Genomic DNA, 19,908 nt, shown 5'->3' with positions numbered 1-19,908 from the left:
CACGACAATAGACCTGTGCCTCAACTCCCCTGCCAGGCGGCGGTTACGTGGCCGCTGCTTCCCGACGCCGACCGGGAGAGCATCGTTCCATTCGCCAACGGGCCGGAAACGGGTATGGTGTGGCCGCAGGGAGAGGCAACCTGGATGACACACCCATGAATCTACTCGCGGTGGGCGATCTGCACCTGGGACGACGCCCCGGTCGGCTGCCGGAACCGGTTCTCGCCCGGTTGGGTGCACGGCGTCTGGGGCCTGCAGAGGCGCTTGATCGCCTGGTTTCCGCAGCGCGCCAACGCGCGGTCGACGCCGTGGTCTTCGCCGGTGACGTCGTCGAGCAGGAAGACGATTTCTTCGAGGCGTACGCCGAGTTGCGGCGGAGCATCACGACCCTGGTCGAGGCCGGTATCCCGGTGCTCGGTGTCGCCGGTAACCACGACGTGCAGGTGCTCCCCCAACTCGCCAGGGAGGTGGACGGATTCCGCCTGCTTGGCGCCGGCGGAACGTGGGAGTCCGCAACGCTGACCGGCCGTGACGGCGTGCAGATTGTCATACACGGTGCGTCGTTCGGCGCGCCCGTGGTCCGCGACAGCCCCCTGGCCGGCATCCGCTTCGACAACCTGGCCATGCCGCAACTGGGGTTGCTCCACTGCGACCGGGACCAGCCCGGTAGTGGCCATGCACCGGTGACCACCCGGCAACTGGAGGAGGCCGGCGTGGACGCCTGGTTGCTCGGCCACATCCACAAGCCCGACCCGCTGGACCCGGCGCGGCCTTCCGGTTACCTCGGCTCGGTAACCGCCCTGCGCGCCAGCGAGACCGGCCCTCGCGGCCCCTGGCTTTACACCATCGGCAACGCCGGTATCGAGCACGTGGAGCAGTGGCCACTGGCGCCCTTGCGATGGCAGCAGATCGACGTGGACCTCACCGACGTGACCGACGCAACGGATGTGCGACCGCGCATCCTCGCCGCCGCCGAGGCCGCGGCGTCCGTGATCGCGGAGGCGGAATTCCGGCCAGACGCCATCGGCCTGCGTGTCCGGCTACACGGTCGCACGCGGATCGGCCGCGCGGTGGAGCAGCTTCTCGAGAGCGAGGCACTCCACGATCTGCCCCTGACCGGGGGTATCCAGGGGTTCGTCGGCCGCTGGTGGCTTGATACGCGTCCCGAGGTGGACCTGTCCGAGCTCGCCCGGCGTCCGGACCCGGCCGGCCTGCTGGCACAACGCCTGCTGCTGCTTGACCAGGCCCCGCCGGACGACCCCGAACGGCAGGCGCTCCTCGCCCGTGCCCGGGAGCACCTGGGGCGTGTGCACCGGGATCCGGCATGGAGTCGTCTGAATACGGAAACGCCCGACGACGACACCGTCACGGACTGGCTTCGCCGCGGCGCGCGCGTCAGCCTGGACGCCCTGCTCGCCCAGCAGGAGGACACCGGACAATGAAGCTCGAGGCGCTCCATATCCGCCGGCTCCCGGGGATCGACCGCCCCCTCCACATCGAGACCTTCGGCCCCGGGGTGAACGTGATCACCGGACCGAACGCCTCCGGCAAGAGCAGCCTGCTGCGGGCCCTGCGGATGCTTATCGCGCCGGGCCCCGATGACCCGCCCAACCTGCAGCTGGAGGCGACGCTCGGCCACGCGGGTGAACACTGGCGGGCCGAACGGTTCGGCCGCGAGGTGGTCTGGCTGCGGGAGGGACAACCCTCCGAGCCGCCCCCGCTGCCGGCTGCCGACACCCTGAGCGGCTACTTCCTGCCCGTGGATGAGCTCCTGCGGCTGACCCGCAGCGACACCGCCATCGCCGCACAACTGCGAAAGGAGCTTGCCGGTGGCTATGACCTGGCCGCCCTGCGCGGCGACGGCGGACCACTGCCCATCCACCCCGGCCGCGACCGCAAGGCGGGGGACACCCTGAAGGCAGCGGAGCAGGCACTCCGGGACGCGGAGTCTGCCAACCGCGCCCTGCTCGCAGACCGCGAGCGCCTGCCGGAGCTGCACACCGCCATCCAGCGCGCCACCGAGGCGCTACACCGGCGCGATCACTGCCGCGACGCGCTGGCGCTGATCGACGCCCGGGACGCGACCCGCGCCGCGCGTGCGGATCTCGCCACCTTCCCGGAGATCATGCCCGAGGGAAGCGCCGCACAGGAGCTGGAGCGCCTGGAACAGCGCCGCGACCAGGAGCGCGAGCGCCACCGTCAGGCGCGGGACACCATGGAAGCCGCCATGGAGCGGCTGCACCGGACCGGACTTGGAGAGAACGCAGACGATGCTCCGGACCTCCCACCCATGCGCCGGCGGCTGGACGAGATCCGCGAGTTGACCACGCGCCTGGAACAGGCGCGGGATCAGCTTCACCGGGACACCACACGGGTCACCGAGAACGAGCGGCTGATCGGCGACGAAGGGGGGCACCCGCCACGCATCGATCAATACAGTGTCGCCCGCCTCGAAGAGGCAGCGCAGACGCTCGCCCGGGCCCTGGGCGACTGGCATCAGCTCGGCGGTGATGCCGACGGGGGCGCCGCAGACACAGCACCCGGCACCTCGACGGCGCGTTCCACATGGCTCGACCGACTGGCCATCGCCACCAGCGGCGTTGCCGTGGCCGCACTGGCCTACGCCGGCTACGGCGACAGCCCAGCCGTCGCCACGGCCGCGGCCAGTGGCGCCGCCGCAGGCCTGGCGTGGCTGCTGTGGCGCAGCCTGCGCCCCCGCTCCGGCGCGGACACGCCAGACCGGCGGCAACGCACTGAGTCCGCCCGGCGCCAGCTGGAGGAGGCGCGAACGGCACTGCGCTCACTCACCGCCGACATGGGCCTGGCCCTGGATACCGACACGCTGCCCAATCATCTCCAGCTCCTCGTCCAGCGCCTGCTCCGGCTGGACGAGGCACGCATTGCCCGGGACGAGAGTCAGGCCCGCTGCGACCATCTCGAGCACCAGCTCACGCCGCTGCGGGAGGAGCTGCGCACGTCGCTGGCTGCATGGCAAAGCCCCCCGACCAGCCTGGCCACTGCCGACCTCGCCCACGCGCTGGATCAACTGGAACAGCGGGTGCAGGCGGCTGACGAGGCGCGGCGCGAGTACGCGCAAGCGCGGGGCGAGGCAGACCAGGCCACCGCCCGGGAGCAGGAGGCGAACGCGGCCCTGGAGCAGCTGTACACCCGTGCCGCCATCACCGTCGGCGACCGCGATACGCTGCTGGCGCGCGTGGAGGACCTGCCCGACTGGAAAGACGCCACCAGAGCCCTGCACGCCGCAACCGTGCGTGAGGATGACGCCCTGAAACGACTGCAGTCGGCGCCGGACGACCTGCGCGCGCTGGCGGATGCCGATGACCGCGCCGGCCTGACGGCGGAGCTGCAGCGGGCGCAGGCCCGGTCGGAGGAGCACGACGACCTGGTGCGTGAAGAGGAGCGCATTCACCAGCGGTTGCGCGACGCGGAGCACCGCTTCCAGCTGGAGCAGGCGCGCGCGGAACGGGACGAGGCGCGTGACGCGCTGGCAGAGCGCCATGATCAGCGCATGGTGGCGGAAGCCGGGCGGTTTCTGCTCGACGCGGTGGAAGCCGACCACCGCCGTGACCATCAGCCCAGGGCCGCCCGGCTCGCCGACCGGTGGCTGCGGCGCTTTACGCACGACCAGTTCGCCCTGGAACTCAACGACCACGGCGAGCCTTGCGCCCGGGAGACGGCGAGCGGTGAGATCCGGACACTGGAGGCGCTCTCCGTGGGCACGCGCATGCAGCTCCTGCTCGCCCTGCGCATGGCCTGGGTCGAAGAGCACGAGCACGGCCACGCCCCCCTGCCACTCATGCTGGACGAAGCCCTCGCTACGACCGACCCGGTGCGGTTCGACGCCGTTGCCACCACCCTGCACGCGCTGACCCGGGACAGCGGGCGCCAGATCCTCTACCTGAGCGCACAGCCCGAGGACGTGGAACGGTGGCAACGTGCCACCGGGGAAGCGCCACGGGTCATCGATCTCGCCCAATTGCGGGCCAGCGCCACCCGAAGCCCGGACCCGCTGCCCCTGCCGCAGCCGGACGCGCTACCGGAGCCCGATCCCGAGGATCCCGCAGCCTACGCCGCGGCACTGGGTGTCGCCCCGGTCGACCCGTACGCCGAACCGGGCACGTTGCACCTGTTCCATCTGCTGCATGACGACCTGCCGACACTCCACCGCCTGATCGCGGACTTTCGTGTCACCACCATCGGCCAGGCCGAGAGTCTCCTGCAAGGCCCGGCGGCACGACACCTGGACGCGCGCGCATGCGCCATGCTCGAACGGCGCGCGACCGCCGCACGGGCGTGGATCAACGCATGGCGTATCGGCCGTGGCGAGCCGGTGGACAGACCGCGTCTGGAGCAGAGCCCCATGGGGAAGTGGAAGCACCTGGACGCGCTGGTCGAACGCGCGGATGCGGTGGGCGGCGCCCCCGATGCGCTGATCGCCTCATTGCGCGAGGATCGGCTGCCGGGCTTTGGCGACAAACGCATCCAGCAGGTGGAGCAGTGGCTGGAGCAGGAGGGGCTGCTGGATCACCGCCCGCGCCTGGACGCGCCCGGGCGTCACCACGCCGTCCTGGCCAGCCTGCCCGACACCGGTGACGCAATCGCCGACGCCCGGCTGGTGGTGGACACGCTGGAATCGGCGGTCGCCCCTGCGCCCACGAGCGGCAGCATCCGGGCGTCATCGGAGGTCATGCCGGGCTGGTAGTCATCGCCACACACGAAAACGCCCGCCGGACCGATCTGGTCACGCGGCGGGCGCAAGGCCGATGACGACGCCTCAGATGTAGTTGAACAGGGACAGATTCTGGATCTGTGCGTAGCTCTGCTGCGCCGCCTGCAGACCGGCCTGCTGTTGCTGGAAGCGGCTGATGGCCTCGGCGTAGTTGAGATCCTCGACCCGGGAGAGCTCCGTCTCCAGATCCAGTCGCGCGGCCTCGTTGGCGCGCAGCTCGGACTCCAGCGCGTTCAGCCGTGCCCCGGTCTCGGCGCGGGTCAGGTTCAGGGAGCCGAGCGCGGCGTCCATGTTCTCCAGGGCCTCATAGATCTCCGTTTCCAGCTTGGCGCGATCGGCACCGTCATCCGCCCGACTGTCGAAGGCCTCGATCAGGTTGTCGACGGTCTGGAACAGCGACTGGCGCGGCGCCGAATCCACACTGAAGCTGTCACCATCCTCGGGCTCGCCCTCGAACGTCACCGAGCGGCCGTCGAACTCGATGGGCGCTCCGTCCTGGTAGGGCCCGGCCACCGGATCCCCGTTCTCGTCGAGGACCGGGTCACCGTCGCCGTCCACCACTTCGAACTGCATGTCCCCGTCGGCATCCTCCTCGAACAGAATCTCGTAGGGGCCGTTGAAGTCGACGCTGTCGTCGATGACCTCTTCGTTGGCCAGGCGCGCCCGCCCTTCATTGTCTTCGTTGACACTTACCTGGAAATCACCGTTGCCGGTGGGGATATCCATGAACGTCTCGTAGCCACTGTGGCTGCTGTCGATCCTGCGACTCGGCCCCACCTGGGTATCGCGCTGCCCCTGATCGCCACGGTACTGCACGCCCTCACCTTCGCGCACGAACGGCTCGACGTCGGTCTTGTAGCCGGAGAACAGGTACTCGCCGCGGCCATCGTCGGTGTTGGCCAGGTCCTGGAGTTCGTCCACGCGCTCGCGCATCTCTGCCGCAATGGCCTGACGGCTCTCCTGGTTCTGACTGGCGTTGGCACCCTGGACGGTCAGCTCGCGAATACGGTTGACCACGTTACTGGTCTCGCCGAGGACCGTGTCTTCCAGGCGCAGGCGCAGCTCCGCCTGCTCGTTGTTGCGCTGGTACTGCTCGCTGGTCTTGACCGCCTTGTCCAGGTTCAGGGCCTGGGTGGCGCCGGACGGGTCATCGGACGGCGACAGAATGCGCCGGCCGGTGCCGAGCTGGTTCTGGATCTGCAGCAGGTTGGACTGCTGATCCAGAACCGTGTTGATGGAGGACTGCTGCAGCTCACTGGTGGATACACGCATGGTTATCTCCCCACCGTGTTGATCACTGTCTGGAACAGGTTGTCGGCCACGGACGCCGCCTGGGCGGCTGCCTGGAAGCCCTGCTGGAACCGCAGCAGATCCGCCGCCTCTTCTTCCAGGTTCACGCCGGAGACCGATTCACGGTCGGCTTCCGCCTGACGCAGCAGGGATTCCTGCGCGTCCCGGGCGCTCTGGGAGCGCTGGGTTTCGGTACCCACTTCACCGACGATGCGGCTGAAGAAATCCTGCGGACTGTCGTTGCCGTCGTTGAGCAGCCCTTCGTTGGCGATCTCCGCCAGCGCCTGAGCGTTCCGGTTGTCACCGGAGCCGTCCTCGTTGGACTCGATGACAAACGCGTCGTCGGTCCGCGGCGTGCCGGCCATCGTGAACTCGATCCCCGTCAACGGGTTGTCCGCGCCGAGATCGTCCCCGGAGAACGTCTTGCCGTTGCTGTCCACCGCCGGGTCGTAATCCAGGGTGCCGATCACCCCTTCGTTCTCGGACTCGACGGTGAACTGGTTGGCATCGGCGTCGAAGGTCAGCGTGACTTCGTCATCGAACGGCACGTTGTCATCCGAGGTCATGTTGAAGTCGCCAATCTCGCCGTCGCCACGATTGACGCCGGCAGTGCCGCCGGCACCTGTCGCCTCACCACCCACCACGGGGAACGCCGCCGCCACTTCATCGGCGGTGCGCAGGTTGGTCTCCATGGCGGTAATGGAGTCGCGGGTCGGCTGGATCTCGAAGCGGTCACCGTCCTCGGCATCCTCGATCTCGCTGACATCGATGCGCAGCCCCTCGACCTCGAGCACCTCGCCGTCACCGTCATCGTTCACCGAGAAGGTCTCGCCGCTTTCGCGGTTCTCCACTTCCCAGTCACCGCCTTCAAAGGTCACGCGGTAGTCGGAACCGGTGAGCTGACCCACGGAGTCTTCGACGAACGCCACGTCCGGCGCTCCGTCGATGGCATCACTGTTGCGGGTGGAGGGCAGCACGCGCGGCTCGGCCACGGAGAAGACGTCCCCGCCCTGCTCGCCGTTCAGCTGGATGCCCTGGTTGTGCTGGGCATTGATGGCGTTGCTGAGATCCGTTGCGAGCTGGCCGAGGTCGTTACGCACGCTGTCGAGGGTATTCTCGCGGAACTCCATCAGCCCGCCCAGCTCCCCGCCACTGATCACGTTGGTGACGTTCTTGGGCGAGCCGTCGGCACCCACGAACACCAGTTCCTCCCGGCTGGGATCGAACTCGTTGCGCTGGGTATCGAGGGAATTGGCGTCGTTCCCCACCACCAGCGGCTGGCCATTGCCGACCATGACGTCAATGCCGCCGTCATCGGTGTGGATGGTCTGGGTGCCCACCAGGTCGGAGAGCTCCTGCAGCTGCTGATCCCGCTGGTCGCGCAGGTCGTTCGCGGGCTGCCCGCCGGAGCGCCCCTCGGCGTCACGGATCTCGCGGTTGAGGTTGGCGATGGACTCGGCGTGCTGGTTGATCTGGGAGACGTTGTTCTGCATCTGGTCGGTGACTTCGTCATCCAGACTACGCAGCTGCCGGTCCAGCAGATCGAAGCGACTGACCAGGTTCTCCGACTCGGAAATCACCATCTGCCGGGCGGACGACGAAGAGGGGTCGTTGGCCACGTCCTCCAGGCTGTCGAAGAAGCCCTGCAGGGCAGGCGACAGCCCGGCATCCTTGTCCGCCAGCAGGTTGTCGACACGGCCATTGAAGTTGGCCAGCTTGTCGAACGACTGGAACTCGGTGCCGGCCCGGCGCACCGCATCCTCGAGGTTCTGGTCGAAGATCCGCTGCACGGTGCCCGTCTGCACGCCGTTGCCGACGAAGCCGTTGCCCTGATCGGAGGCGGGCCGCGTTGAGAGTTCAACACGCTGACGACTGTACCCCTCGGTGTTGACGTTGGAGATGTTGTGCGAGGTGGTCGCCAGTGCCCGCTGGAATGCCAGCAGGCCGGAGGTACTGTTGTTCAGCATGGTCATGTTCTGCTACTCCCTGGTCTATGCCTCGTTTATCGGCCGGTCCGGCCCGGACTTGAGGGGGTCGATGGCTGCTTCCAGCAGATCGCCGCCCATGATGCCGCGGATCTTCTCGGCATAGTCGGGGTCGGTGGCGTAGCCCGCACGCTGCAGCTCTTCAACCCACCGCTCCGGGTCATGGCTGTTCTCGAGCGCATCGCTGTAGCGGGGATTGCTCTGCAGAAATTCCACGTAATCCTGGAAACTCTCCTCCAGGGAGTCGTAAGCACGGAAGCTGGCCACTTCCCGCTCCGGCACGCCGCCCCGGAACTCCAGGGTCGGCACGGAGACCGAGTCGCCGTCCCAACGCTGATCGGCCTTGATGCCGAACAGGTTGTTGACGCTGTCGCCGTCACCATCGCGGATGACATGCTGCCCCCAGCCGGTCTCCAGCGCCGCCTGGGCCACCAGGGCCCGCGGATCGGCGTCCAGCGCTTCGGCCGCTTTCTCGGCCGCGGGCCAGACATCGCGCACGAACGCCTCGGGGGACTCCCACCCCGCGCCCTTGCCACCGGGCCGGCCGGGCTCCGACGCCCCCGGCTTCGGCTCCGCCCCGGGGACGTTGTCGTCCGGCGTGCGAATCTGCATGGGCGGCATGCGGCGGTCGTAGTCCTCGATGGAGCGACCGTGAATGCCGACCTGGTGCTCGGTCTCGAAGCCGGCGTTCTCACGCAGCTGGCGCTCGACCATGTCGGCAATACCCAGCCCGCCGGAACGGCCCAGGCTCTGGGAAAGCTGTTGGTCGTGGAGCTGTTCGTACTGCTCCATGGCGTTGCTGCCGAACAGATCGTCACCGGGCGTCGCCGCACGCATGCTCTTGAGCATCATGCCCACGAACACGGTTTCGAACTCCTCCGCCACCTCGCGCAGATCCTGCTCGGTGGGGTTCTGGAGGTTGCCTCGCAGACGATCCAGGGAGCCGTTGTCGAAAATGTTCGGATCCGGATGCTGTGGAGTGCTGATCGCCATGGAATCGCTCCTCAGATCACGACCAGTTCGGCGCGCAGGGCGCCCGCCTGCTTGAGTGCCTCGAGAATCGCCACGAGATCACTCGGCGCAGCACCCACCTGGTTGACCGATTCGACGATCTGCTCAAGCCGCACGCCGGGGCCAAACAGGAACATGGGGCTGTCTTCCTGCTCCACCTGGATATCGGTATCCGGCGTGATGACCGGCTGGCCACCCGTGAACGGTGGCGGCTGCTCCACGTCGAAATCCTCGCTGATGGTGACAGTCAGGCTACCGTGGCTCACTGCGGCCTGACGCACCCGGACCTCGCTGCCCACAACAACCGTACCGGAGCGGGAGTTGACGATGACCTTCGCCGGCGCCTCACCCGGCTCCACGCGGATGTCCTCCAGATAGGCCATGAATCCGACACGCTGGTCCGGATCCTGCGGCGCCTGCACGGTCACCGCGGCGGCATCCTCCGCCCGCGCTGTCTCCGGCCCCAGCTCCTCGTTGATGGCGTCCGCCACCCGACGGGCCGTGGTGAAATCGGCGGTATTGAGGTTGAGCTCGATGGTGTTGCCGGTGTTGAACGGGCTGGTGACCTCCCGCTCCACCGTCGCACCATTGGGAATGCGGCCGGAGCTGGGGATATTCACGGTGATGCTGGAGCCGTCCGCGCCATCCACGCCAAAGCCGCTGACGGTCAGGTTCCCCTGCGCCATGGCGTAGATCTCGCCATCGGCACCCCGCATCGGCGTCATCAACAGGGCACCGCCGCGGAGGCTGTCGGCGTTGCCGATGGAGGCCACGGTGACGTCGATATCCTGGCCCGGACGTGAGAATGCCGGCAGGTCGGCGGTGACCATGACGGCGGCGACGTTATCGGTCTGGAAGTTGACGTCCGGAGGCACCTGGACGCCCTGGGAGCTCAGCATGCTGCGGATGCTCTGTACGGTGAACGGGGTCTGGGTGGTCTGGTCACCGGTGCCATCCAGGCCCACCACGAGCCCGTACCCCACGAGCTGGTTGTCACGCACACCGGCGACCGAGGCCAGATCCTTGATGCGCTCGCCGGTCCACGTCTGGGCGTTCAGGGAGACGCTGGTCCACGCCAGCACCATGCTCATCAGCGTCACGATCGTAAGACGTTTCATTGCCATTGCTCCCGTGGCGTCAGAACGGCCACAGCGGGCTGTTCAGGATGCGCTGTCCCCAGCCCATGCGGTTGGAATCGGCCAGCGTCCCGGTGCCGGTGTACGAAATCTGCGAGTTGGCGATGCGCTCGGACGAAATGGAGTTGTCCGGCGCCAGGTCGTCCGGCCGCACGAGCCCGGTGATGGTGATGTACTCGTCGCCGTGGTTGATGGTCAGCTTCTTGCGCCCCTGCACGACCAGGTTGCCGGAGGGATGGACGTCCACGACCACGGCACTGATGCTGCCGGTGAGTTCGTTGCCCTGGTCCACGTTGCCGGCGCCGTCGAAGCCACTCGCCGACTCTGCCCCGATGGACAGGGGGTTGCCGCCGATGGAGGCGTCGCGGCCAAGGATGTTCGGCGCCCCGGCGTTCACCTCGCTGTCCCTGGTGACCGAGGTGCTGGCGTTCTTGCTGGCACCGGTCTCCTCTTCGAGGAAGATGGTGATGATGTCACCCGCCCGCAGCGCCGTCCGGTTCTCGAACAACCGCTGCCCCTGGTTCGCCTGGTAGATGGAACCGTTTGCCGGCGGCTCCTCTTCACTGATCACCGGCTCCGGGAGCGCCGGCGGATCCTTGTACTCCGGCGGCGTGGTCACGGCGCAGCCGGTGATGAATACGGCCCCGACAAGCAATACTGCGAATGCTTTCATGGTGTGTGCCCCCTACCCGGCCCCAACGCCGGGTGATGTGGCCGCCTTCAAGGCGGCCACCAGCGGAATTACAGGTTCTGCGTGATGAACTGCAGCATCTGGTCCGACGTGGAAATGGACTTGGTATTGGTCTCGAAGGCGCGCTGGGTCTCGATCATGTTCACCAGCTCTTCGGCGATGTTCACGTTGGAGGACTCCAGCGCACCCTGGAGCACCCCGCCGAGCCCGTCGAGCCCGGGCGTGCCGGCCTGCGGCGCACCGCTGGCCGCGGTCTCCATGAACAGGTTGCCGCCGATGGGCTCCAGGCCCGCCGGATTGACGAAGTCCACCAGCTCGATCTGGCCCACTTCCTGAACGTCCGCCTGGCCGGCCAGCGAGACGGTAACCGTGCCGTCCTGACCGATGGTGACGTTCTCCGCGTTCTCGGGGATGTTGAGCGGCGGCTCCAGCTCGAAACCGCTGGAGGTCACCACCTGCCCCTCGCTGTTGACCTGGAAGGAGCCGTCGCGGGTATACCCGACGGAACCGTCCGGCCGCAGGATCTGGAAGAAGCCGTCACCTTCCACGGCGAGATCCAGCGGGTTCTCGGTCTGCTGCAGCGTGCCCTGGGAGTGCTCCTTCTCCGTGGCGACCACGCGCACGCCCGTGCCCAGGGAAAGCCCCGTGGGCAGCTGTGCATCCTGGGTGTTCTGCGCGCCCGCCTGGCGCACGTTCTGGTAAACCAGGTCCTCGAACACCGCGCGGTCCTGCTTGAAGCCGGTGGTGTTCACGTTGGACAGGTTGTTGGAGACGGTCTGCATGCGCGTCTCCTGCGCGTCCAGGCCGGTCTTGGCGACCCAAAGTGCGGGATTCATGGTTACCCTCCTGCCGTGTCGACGGCGTTATTCGTCTCAGCCCTGCATCCGCAACAGGGAGCTGCTGGCGGCATCATTCTCTTCGGCGTTGGTGAGCATCTTCACGTGCATCTCGAACTGCCGCTGGTTGTCGATCAGCTCGACCATGGCGTCCACGGAGCTCACGTTGCTGCCCTCGAGGGTGCCGGAACTCAGGCGCATCTGGGCGTCGGCCGGAGCAACGTCACCGTCGGCCAGACGGAACAGCCCGTCGTCGCCCTTCTCCAGGTCCTGCTCCGCCGGATTCACCATCTTGACGCGATCGATAATGACCAGCTCTTCCGCATCACCACCGTCCGGGATGATGCTGATGGTGCCGTCATCGCCGATGTCCACCTTGTCCGCCGGCGGTATGGCGATCGGTCCGTTCTCACCCATCACCTGCTGGCCGGCGCCGTTCTCCAGCAGCCCCATGTTGGACACGCGCATGTCACCGCGACGGGTGTAGGCCTCGTTGCCGTCCGCACCCTGGACGGCGAAAAAGCCTTCGCCCTGCAGTGCCACGTCCATGTCGCGGCCGGTGGTCTGCATGGTGCCGGGGTTGAAGTCCCAGCCAACGCTGCTCTCCGCGGAGTAGGCCCGGCTGTCGAAGCCGGGTCCGCTGACCGGGTGCGTGATCAACTGGTCCATGTCCGCCCGGAAGCCGGGCGTGTTGGCGTTGGACAGGTTATGACTGGTGTGCTGCTGCGCCTGCAGGGCGTGCTTGGCACCGGTCATGGAAAGGTATGCAAAATTATCCATGGGTCATGTCCTCGCCCCGCCTTAGCGGATGTTGAGAATCTCCTGGGTCACCTGGTCCTGGGTGCTGATCATCTGGGCGTTGGCCTGGAAGTTCCGCTGCGCGGTGATCATGTTCACCAGCTGTTCGGTGATGTCCACGTTGGACTGCTCCAGGGCACCGCTCTGGATCCCGCCCAGACCGGAGGTGGTGGGCTGGCCAAGAATCGGCTCGCCGGACTCGGCACTCTCCAGCCAGAGGTTGTCACCCACCTCGGTCAGGTTCTGCTCACTGGGGAAGCGCGCGGTGGCGACCCGACCCAGCTGCAGCGACTCACCATTGGTGTAGCGACCGAAGACGGTGCCGTCTTCCTCGATGTCCAGGCTGGAGAACTCACCCGCCTCGAAGCCGTTCTGGGTCAGCTCGTTGACAGCCGAGGGCGTGCCGAACTGGGTCAGTGCACCGTAGTCCACTTCGATACGCTGCGGGTCGAGACCGTCGCCGGGGTCATACTCGAAGTCGATCGACGAGGCACTTGTGTCCTGGGCGTCGTTGCCGGCACCCGGCCCGGGCACCACGCTGTCAAAGCTGCCGTCCGAGTTGAACGCGACCCGGAACATCTCGTCGGGATCCGGGTTGTCCGGGTCATCGATGCCGATGAGCTGATCGCCGATCTCCACCACGGACAGCCACTCGTTCTCCTCGCCCTCATCCTTGACGAAGTAGATGTTGGCGCTGCGGGAGGTGCCCTGGCCATCGTAGACGGTGGTCGAGGTGGAGAAGTTGAAGGTCTCCGGATCGTTCACGTCGAAGTTGGTGGGATCGAGGCCGTCCGCGTTCGACTGCAGGTTGGCGTCGATGTCGATCGCGGTGGTCGCCTGCGGCGGCACATTACCGGTATCGATGCTCAGCGGCTGCAGGGTACCGCCGACGTTGCCGTCACCGTCAGCCGGATATCCTGTCAGTGCGCGGCCGTCGGCATTCTCGACCACCCCGTCCTGATTCAGCTGGAAGGCGCCGTTACGGGTATAGGAGACGCTGCCGTCATTGTCCTGGAGGCGGAAAAAGCCCTCCCCGTTCACGGCCAGATCCAGGTTGTTGCCGGTGAAATCGAACTGGCCCTGGGTGAACTGCTGGGCCACGTTCTGCAGCCGCGAACCGGAGCCAATGGCGTTGCTGGCGATACCGAACTGGGTCTGGGCAAACACGTCGGCGAACTCGGCGCGGGACCCCTTGAAGCCCACGGTGCCGCTGTTGGCGATGTTGTTACTGGTAACGTCCAGATCGGAGGACGCGGAATTCAGCCCCGAGAGGGAAATATTGAAAGACATGGTCGCACCCCTTCCTTATTGAATATGACGAATAGAATCGAGGGAATATTCACCGGCCCCTTCGAGCGTCAGCATGGGGCTGCGCCCATCGGACTCGAGGCTGACACTGGTCACTGGCGCCGCCGCCAGGGTGTTGACGGCGGTGGAATCGTCACCGCTGCCGATGCTGGCCCGGACGGTGTACGTTCCATCCGGCATTTCGTCGCCGTCATTGTTGAGCCCGTCCCAGTGGAACGGCACATCGCCGGCATCCTGTCGGCCCATGCTGATCTCCCGCACGGTCTGACCGGCACCATCCGAGATGGTGATGTTCAGGTTCTCGCTGTTGCGCGGCAGCTGGGCGACGCCACTGAGCCCGTTCTCGCCAAGGGGCATGCTGTCGCTCTCCACCATGACGCTGCGGCCAACCAGTGACGCTGCCTGGAGCGCCTGGTCCTGACCCATCTGCGCGGCAAACTCCTCGAACGACTCCTGCATCCCGGAGATACCGGACGCCGAGGTGAACTGCGCAAGCTGCCCCATGAACTCACCGTTCTCCATGGGCTCGAACGGATCCTGGTTCTGGAACTGGGCGATCATGAGCTGCAGGAAATCGGAACTATCCAGCTCGTCGGCGGTTTTGCCCTTGGCGTCTTCCGGCTGCTCGATCTCCGAGCTGCTGCTTGTGGATCCTGTCAGTGCATCAAGTCCCAACATGGCGGCGTCCTCAATTCTGGGCGAGCTGCAGGGTATGCAGCGCCAACTCCTTGGATGTATTCATGACTTCCACGTTGTTCTGGTAGGAACGGGAAGCCGAGATCATGTTCACCATCTCTTCGACGCTGTTGACGTTCGAGCGGTACACATAACCGTCTTCGTCGGCGGCCGGGTGCCCCGGCATGTGCAGCGGCTTGTTGGGTGCATCGCTCTCGACGATGTGGTCGAGGGTGACGCCAACGTTGGCCGGGTTCTGTGCGCCGCCCTCGACACCGCGCAATGCAGCGGCAAATACCGGTTGCTTGGCCTTGTAGGCCTCCTCCGGCGTCGTGGCAACGGCTTCCGCGTTGGCCATGTTGCTGGCCGTGGTGTTCAGCCGCACGGACTGTGCGTTCATGGCCGAACCCGCGACATCGAACACATTGAAAACAGACATGATTTACTCGCCCCTGATCGCGCCAACGAGGTTGGAGATGCGCCCGCCAAGGAAATCCAGCGACGCGCGGTACTTGACCGTGTTCTCGGCGAACTGCGCCTGCTCCACCTGGGATTCCACGGTATTGCCGTCCAGCGACGGACTATTCGGCACGCGGTAGAGCGCATCGGCCGAGGTGCCATCGCCGTTGGGCGACGGAATGTGCTGAGCGTGGGTGGTCTGCATCACACCACCGCTGTTGGCCTGGCCGTTCTCGGCCTGCTGCAGCGCGGTGCGGAAGTCCATATCCCGGGCCTTGTAGTTCGGCGTATCCGCGTTGGCGATGTTCTCCGAGAGCAGCTGATGCCGCTCTCCCCGGAGCTTCAGCGCTGCCGCGTGTGGGCCCACTGCGTTATCGAAGGAAATTGCCATGATCACCCTCCAGTGAATCGACACCGGAGCTCTAAGCAAGCGTCATGCCAAACCAGGGAAAGATGGAGAGAAATACGGGCGACAGCAGGCGAAGAGGCCCGTCAGCACTGGCGTTGCGCCTCAGGGGCGGATCGATCTCTCGGGGCTGGCGGCAGAAAACCGGCGCGGCAACGTCGGCGTTCCGGCAACAGGAAAGCGGCAATGGAGCGGCAAACGCTTGCCGCTTACCGTGCCGGCTGACGCACGCGGTAGATGACACCGCCTTGACTGCGCACCATCTCCAGCTGGCCAGCGTGCCGGGCCAGCGACTCCGAGGCGCCGACAATGAGGTAACCACCCGGGCGCATCTGCTGGATCATGCGGTTGAGAATGTTCTCCCGCGATTCGGCGGAAAAATAGATGAGGACGTTACGGCAGAACACCACGTCGAACCGTCCGAGGCTGGCGTAGCTGTCCAGCAGGTTGTGCACCATGAACTGAGTGCGCCGGCGAATCTCCGGACGCACCACCCAGTCCGCGCCGCTGCGCTGAAAGTAGCGATCTCGACGCTCGGGGCTCAGCCCCCGGTTGACGGTGGAGTCGGAGTATTTCGCCTCCTTCGCCTGGGCAATCATGGCCGGAGAGATATCGGTTCCGACGATCTCCGCCTCGATGCGGGGGCCCCGCGCCCGGAACTCCTCCAGCGCAATACTCATGGAGAACGGCTCCTGCCCGGACGAACAGGCCGCGGACCAGATGCGGAGCTTGTCGACGCCACGCTTGTGAAACTCCGGCAGCAACGTTTCCTGCAGGATGGTGAAGGGATAGCTGTCACGAAACCACTGGGTTTCGTTGGTGGTCATGGCCTCGATGACCGTGCCGCGAAGCCGTTGACCACCCGGCTGCTGCACCTTGAAGACCAGCTCGCCGAGGTCCTTGATCTTCTCCCGCTCCATCAGATGGCCGAGCCGGCTGGAGACCAGATACTGCTTGTTGTCCCCGAGCACGATCCCACAGGACTGTTCGAGGAACGCACGAAACGCCTGGTAATGTTCCGGGGCAATGGCTCTGGACGTCACGGAGGCGGCTTCCTCATTGATCGGCTGGTAGGTGCAGCGGCCAGAAGCAACCGCCGCCGGCCGAATTGTAGCGTGATGACATCGGCGAAGACCACGCCGAATCAGGCGTTCACCTGCTCCAGGCGAGCCTGTACCCGGCCAGCCAGCTCCGATGCGCCGAACTTCGCCAGAAAATCGTCGGCCCCGACGCGCTTGACCAGATCCTCGTTGAACATGCCGCTCAGGGAGGAGTGAAGCAACAGATGCAACCCTTTCAACGCATCGTCCCGCCGGATTTCCGTCGCCACAGTGTAGCCGTCCATACGGGGCATCTCCACGTCGGAAATGACCATGAGAAGCTGATTCCACGGGGACTCGTCAGGGCGTGCCGCCCAGCCCCGCAACGTCTCCATGGCCTCCTGACCGTCCCGCGCCATGGTGACCTGCACACCCATCCCCTGGAGGGTGTCATGAATCTGACGCCGGGCCACGGACGAGTCATCCACCACCAGCACATGCCAGTCTTCCGCGCCGGAGGCAGGCTTGACGCCCCCCTCCTCTACACCCGGCAACGCCCCGATACCGCCTGCCTGGTTGATCTCGTCCATGACCTTCTCGACATCCACGATCTGCACAAGCCGCTCGTCGACGCGCGTCACACCGGTGAGATAGGCCGTGTTGGACCAGCTGCTCGGCGGCGGCATGATGTCGCGCCAGTTGACGTTCACGATCCGGTCGACGCCCCGCACCATGAAGCCCTGCACACTGCGATTGTACTCGGTGACAATCACGGAGCTGGTATCCCGCTCCTCCAGCGCCCGCCCCGTGGTGGCCATCCGCAGATCGATGACGGCGATGGTGCGGTCACGGATGTAGCACACGCCGGCGACCGTCGGGTGTGAGTGCGGCAGCTGGATGAGGCGCGGCACGGGGATCACCTCGCGCACCTTGAATACGTTGATCCCGAACAGCTGGGCGCCTGACAGCTGAAACAGCAGCAGCTCCATGCGGTTGGTGCCCGCAAGGGTCGTGCGCTGGTCCACGGAATCCATGATGCTGGCCATGTCTTGATCTCTCCTGCAGCCGACGCTGTGGCCCCGACTGCTTGTATGACGTGTCGATAGCCGGATATCGGCCCCGCGCCGGGAAACTTGACGCCGGATAACGGCACGCATTTTGCTTAATCTACGCCCGGGTAACGCCCCGATACGCGGGGCACAAAACTAGCGCCTGAAACCAATGAACACATGGACTCACATCACAACGTGGCTGGCCGGCATCCGTGTCCGTGCGCGGGCCTCCACCGTGCGCTATGCCGCCGCCGCCTTCACGGCACCGATCGCCCTGGGGGCCGGCACCGCGGGCGCCGACGACATCCAGCCGCTGGACGAAATTCATGACGCCGTGGAACGCCACGCAGAGGCCGAGCTGACCGGCGACGGCCAGAGCACGGTGGATGTCGGGCGCGTCGACCAGCGCCTGCGGCTGCCGCGCTGCGAGGAGGCCCTGGAGACGTTCAGCCCGCCCGGCCGCTCCAGCCAGAGCCGTGCGACGGTCGGCGTGCGCTGTAACCACCCGAGCCCCTGGACGCTGTATGTCTCGGTACGGGTGGAGACACTCAAGGAGGTCTATGCGGCAGCACGCTCCCTGTCCCGCGGTGCACTGCTGAGCCAGGATGACCTGGAGCTTGTGGAGATCAACGTCAACCGCACGCGCCGCGGTTACTACACCAGCGCGGAGGAACTCGTCGGCATGGAGCTCAACCGCGCCATGCGCTCCGGCGAAATCCTGACGCCGTCGCGCGTCAGCGCCCCGCAGCTGGTCGAGCGCGGACAGACCGTGTTGCTGACCCTTGATTCGCGGGCAGCGAGCGTCAGCATGAACGGGGAGGCGCTGCAGTCCGGCGCCCTCGGGGATCGCATTCGCGTCAGAAATACGTCGTCGGAACGGGTCATCGAAGGCGAGATCATCGGCGACAGCCGGGTCAGGGTTGGCTTCTGACCGCACACCGGCTTTCGCCGAAACCATGGGGCCAGTACCCTGTGAAAAAGTTGCACCTGAAGCTAAAGTTGCGGCAAACCCTGCCGATAGCGGATCTGACAGGGTGAGTAGCGGCTCACCGCGACGCTGATTGAAGGACAGGAGCAAGTCATGGCAAACCCAATTGACGGGGGCAACCGGCCCGGTGTAACGCCGACGCAGGATGCCCGGGACAACCGCCAGGTGCAGCAGCCCGGCGAGCGCCCCCAGGTCGGTCAGGAATCGAATGGCGACGCCACATCCGCCGGCGCCAGCGAGTCGGAGCGGCTGCAGTCGGTGCGTGACGCCATCGACCAGACCCCCGAAGTGGACCAGGGGCGTGTCGACGAGATCAGGGAGCGTATCGCCAATGGCGAGTACCCGCTGAATGCCGAGAGCATCGCCGACCGCTTCATGGAACTGGAAAGCCTCCTCGAGGAGTAACACCGTGGCCGAACATGCACGCGCCCTTGCAGAGACCATTGGCGAGCAGCTCTCGCTGATGCAGGCACTGAACACGCAGCTCGAGAAAGAGCAGAGCGCGCTGGTGGCACGTGACATGGAGGCACTGCAATCCGCCTTGAGCCGCAAGGTCGACCTCCTCGGCGCCATTGAAACCAGCGAGAACCAGCGGCTCGCGCTCGTCGAGGCCATCACCGGCGAGCGCGAAGGCAGCGCCATCAACACCGCCCTGGAGACACTGGAAGACCCCGAGCCCGTGCGGGCGCAGTGGGCGGACCTGCTGGAGGAGTTGCAGCGGTGCCGTGCCATCAACGAGGCGAACGGGCGGGTCATCCAGCAACAGCAGTATGGCGTGCAACGGACCATCGACCTGATCCAGGGTGATGTGCCGGCGCCACAGACCTACGGGCCAGGGGCAGCCGCGCCTGCGCCGGAGAACCGCGGCGGGCGGGAGATCAGTCGCGCCTGAGAAGCGGATCCCCAGGGCTGGCGCGAGAGCGCGCCAGCCCTCATCGGATTGCGTTGATTACGGACAAAAAAACCCGGCCGCCTTGAGGGGGCCGGGCGGCGCATATGGGGACAGGGTGCGCCAACGCGAGAAGCACTTCAGCAGACAACCACAACAAAACACGTTTGTTCCGTTAACTTGAGTACAAGGTTAGTACAGCTTCACTCGCAATGCAAGCCTTGTATAAGAAATTACCGGTTCAACGGCGCATCGCTGGCAGAAAGACGGGAAAGAAATAAAAGGAATGTACAACGTCAGCGGGTGCTGTGTCGCGCTCCCCGGCTGCGGCGAAGCCCGTTCAACACCCAGACCAGAGCCACAAGCACCACGAACCAGAACAGCAGTGACAACACGGCTGACCAGAACACATAGGATTCCATGGTGAACCCGAAACCGTAACGGATCACCACATCCGGCCAGGTCCTCGCCAGCCAGTCCATGAACGTGGCGCCAGGCCAGAGCAGCAGATACTGCCACCAGGACAGTGGAAGCTTGTGAAACACGGTCTCTCCAGCAGGAAAGGGGTTGTGCGCAGTCTATCAGCCCCGGTCA

At 66.0% G+C, this 19,908-nt stretch carries 19 protein-coding genes; 5 read left to right on the top strand and 14 right to left on the bottom strand.

What is annotated here, in order from left to right:
• The first annotated feature begins 155 nt into the window (after nt 1-155).
• Nucleotides 156-1,442 (top strand): metallophosphoesterase family protein, encoded by a 1,287-nt coding sequence (locus BMZ02_RS14050; protein ID WP_091645038.1) that lies wholly within the window; start codon nt 156-158, stop codon nt 1,440-1,442.
• Nucleotides 1,439-4,723 (top strand): ATP-binding protein, encoded by a 3,285-nt coding sequence (locus BMZ02_RS14045; protein ID WP_091645036.1) that lies wholly within the window; start codon nt 1,439-1,441, stop codon nt 4,721-4,723. The genes BMZ02_RS14050 and BMZ02_RS14045 overlap by 4 nt, the downstream gene beginning before the upstream one ends.
• A 72-nt stretch (nt 4,724-4,795) precedes the next feature.
• Here the strand turns inward: BMZ02_RS14045 and flgL are convergent, their stop codons facing one another.
• The 13 genes from flgL to BMZ02_RS13980 all read right to left on the bottom strand — a co-directional run bounded on the left by flgL (nt 4,796) and on the right by BMZ02_RS13980 (nt 17,431).
• Nucleotides 4,796-6,022 carry a flagellar hook-associated protein FlgL gene (gene flgL / locus BMZ02_RS14040; protein ID WP_091645034.1) on the bottom strand — a complete coding sequence of 409 codons (1,227 nt, stop codon included), beginning with the start codon at nt 6,020-6,022 and terminating at the stop codon, nt 4,796-4,798.
• 2 nt (nt 6,023-6,024) lie between these two features.
• Nucleotides 6,025-8,013 carry a flagellar hook-associated protein FlgK gene (gene flgK, locus BMZ02_RS14035; protein WP_091645033.1) on the bottom strand — a complete coding sequence of 663 codons (1,989 nt, stop codon included), beginning with the start codon at nt 8,011-8,013 and terminating at the stop codon, nt 6,025-6,027.
• A gap of 18 nt (nt 8,014-8,031) precedes the next feature.
• Nucleotides 8,032-9,018, bottom strand: a complete 987-nt coding sequence (gene flgJ / locus BMZ02_RS14030; protein WP_091645031.1) for a flagellar assembly peptidoglycan hydrolase FlgJ — start codon at nt 9,016-9,018, stop codon at nt 8,032-8,034.
• 11 nt (nt 9,019-9,029) lie between these two features.
• Nucleotides 9,030-10,154, bottom strand: a complete 1,125-nt coding sequence (locus BMZ02_RS14025; RefSeq protein ID WP_091645029.1) for a flagellar basal body P-ring protein FlgI — start codon at nt 10,152-10,154, stop codon at nt 9,030-9,032.
• Between the two features lie 19 nt (nt 10,155-10,173).
• Entirely contained in the window at nt 10,174-10,845 is a 672-nt protein-coding gene (locus BMZ02_RS14020; RefSeq protein WP_091645028.1) for a flagellar basal body L-ring protein FlgH, read from the bottom strand.
• Between the two features lie 68 nt (nt 10,846-10,913).
• The gene (gene flgG, locus BMZ02_RS14015; protein WP_091645026.1) at nt 10,914-11,699 is read right to left on the bottom strand and encodes a flagellar basal-body rod protein FlgG; all 786 of its coding nucleotides are present in this window, start codon (nt 11,697-11,699) and stop codon (nt 10,914-10,916) included.
• Nucleotides 11,700-11,735: 36 nt separating this feature from the next.
• Entirely contained in the window at nt 11,736-12,479 is a 744-nt protein-coding gene (gene flgF / locus BMZ02_RS14010; protein WP_091645024.1) for a flagellar basal-body rod protein FlgF, read from the bottom strand.
• A gap of 21 nt (nt 12,480-12,500) precedes the next feature.
• Entirely contained in the window at nt 12,501-13,787 is a 1,287-nt protein-coding gene (gene flgE / locus BMZ02_RS14005) for a flagellar hook protein FlgE (protein ID WP_091645022.1), read from the bottom strand.
• Nucleotides 13,788-13,802: 15 nt separating this feature from the next.
• Entirely contained in the window at nt 13,803-14,483 is a 681-nt protein-coding gene (locus BMZ02_RS14000) for a flagellar hook assembly protein FlgD (protein ID WP_091645020.1), read from the bottom strand.
• Between the two features lie 10 nt (nt 14,484-14,493).
• Complete coding sequence (gene flgC, locus BMZ02_RS13995; protein ID WP_091645019.1) at nt 14,494-14,919, bottom strand: flagellar basal body rod protein FlgC; 426 nt, start codon at nt 14,917-14,919, stop codon at nt 14,494-14,496.
• 3 nt (nt 14,920-14,922) lie between these two features.
• The gene (gene flgB, locus BMZ02_RS13990) at nt 14,923-15,330 is read right to left on the bottom strand and encodes a flagellar basal body rod protein FlgB (protein WP_091645017.1); all 408 of its coding nucleotides are present in this window, start codon (nt 15,328-15,330) and stop codon (nt 14,923-14,925) included.
• Nucleotides 15,331-15,554: 224 nt separating this feature from the next.
• Nucleotides 15,555-16,388, bottom strand: coding sequence for a CheR family methyltransferase (locus BMZ02_RS13985; RefSeq protein ID WP_091645016.1), 834 nt, complete (start codon nt 16,386-16,388; stop codon nt 15,555-15,557).
• A gap of 101 nt (nt 16,389-16,489) precedes the next feature.
• Nucleotides 16,490-17,431, bottom strand: a complete 942-nt coding sequence (locus BMZ02_RS13980) for a chemotaxis protein (protein ID WP_091645014.1) — start codon at nt 17,429-17,431, stop codon at nt 16,490-16,492.
• Nucleotides 17,432-17,606: 175 nt separating this feature from the next.
• Here BMZ02_RS13980 and flgA point away from each other — a divergent pair, with 175 nt between their 5' ends.
• From flgA to BMZ02_RS13965, 3 genes are all read left to right on the top strand, one after another.
• Nucleotides 17,607-18,368, top strand: coding sequence for a flagellar basal body P-ring formation chaperone FlgA (gene flgA, locus BMZ02_RS13975; RefSeq protein WP_091645013.1), 762 nt, complete (start codon nt 17,607-17,609; stop codon nt 18,366-18,368).
• Nucleotides 18,369-18,518: 150 nt separating this feature from the next.
• Complete coding sequence (gene flgM, locus BMZ02_RS13970) at nt 18,519-18,830, top strand: flagellar biosynthesis anti-sigma factor FlgM (protein WP_091645011.1); 312 nt, start codon at nt 18,519-18,521, stop codon at nt 18,828-18,830.
• 4 nt (nt 18,831-18,834) lie between these two features.
• Nucleotides 18,835-19,317 carry a flagella synthesis protein FlgN gene (locus BMZ02_RS13965; protein ID WP_171909934.1) on the top strand — a complete coding sequence of 161 codons (483 nt, stop codon included), beginning with the start codon at nt 18,835-18,837 and terminating at the stop codon, nt 19,315-19,317.
• A 293-nt stretch (nt 19,318-19,610) separates the two neighbouring features.
• On the opposite strand, the gene BMZ02_RS13960 is transcribed toward BMZ02_RS13965, so the two are convergent.
• The gene (locus BMZ02_RS13960; RefSeq protein ID WP_091645008.1) at nt 19,611-19,859 is read right to left on the bottom strand and encodes a hypothetical protein; all 249 of its coding nucleotides are present in this window, start codon (nt 19,857-19,859) and stop codon (nt 19,611-19,613) included.
• Nucleotides 19,860-19,908: the final 49 nt, after the last annotated feature.

The sequence above is a fragment of the Aquisalimonas asiatica genome (assembly GCF_900110585.1).
GTDB classification, from domain to species: Bacteria; Pseudomonadota; Gammaproteobacteria; order Nitrococcales; family Aquisalimonadaceae; genus Aquisalimonas; species Aquisalimonas asiatica.
This window is presented reverse-complemented; position numbering and strand designations above follow the sequence as displayed.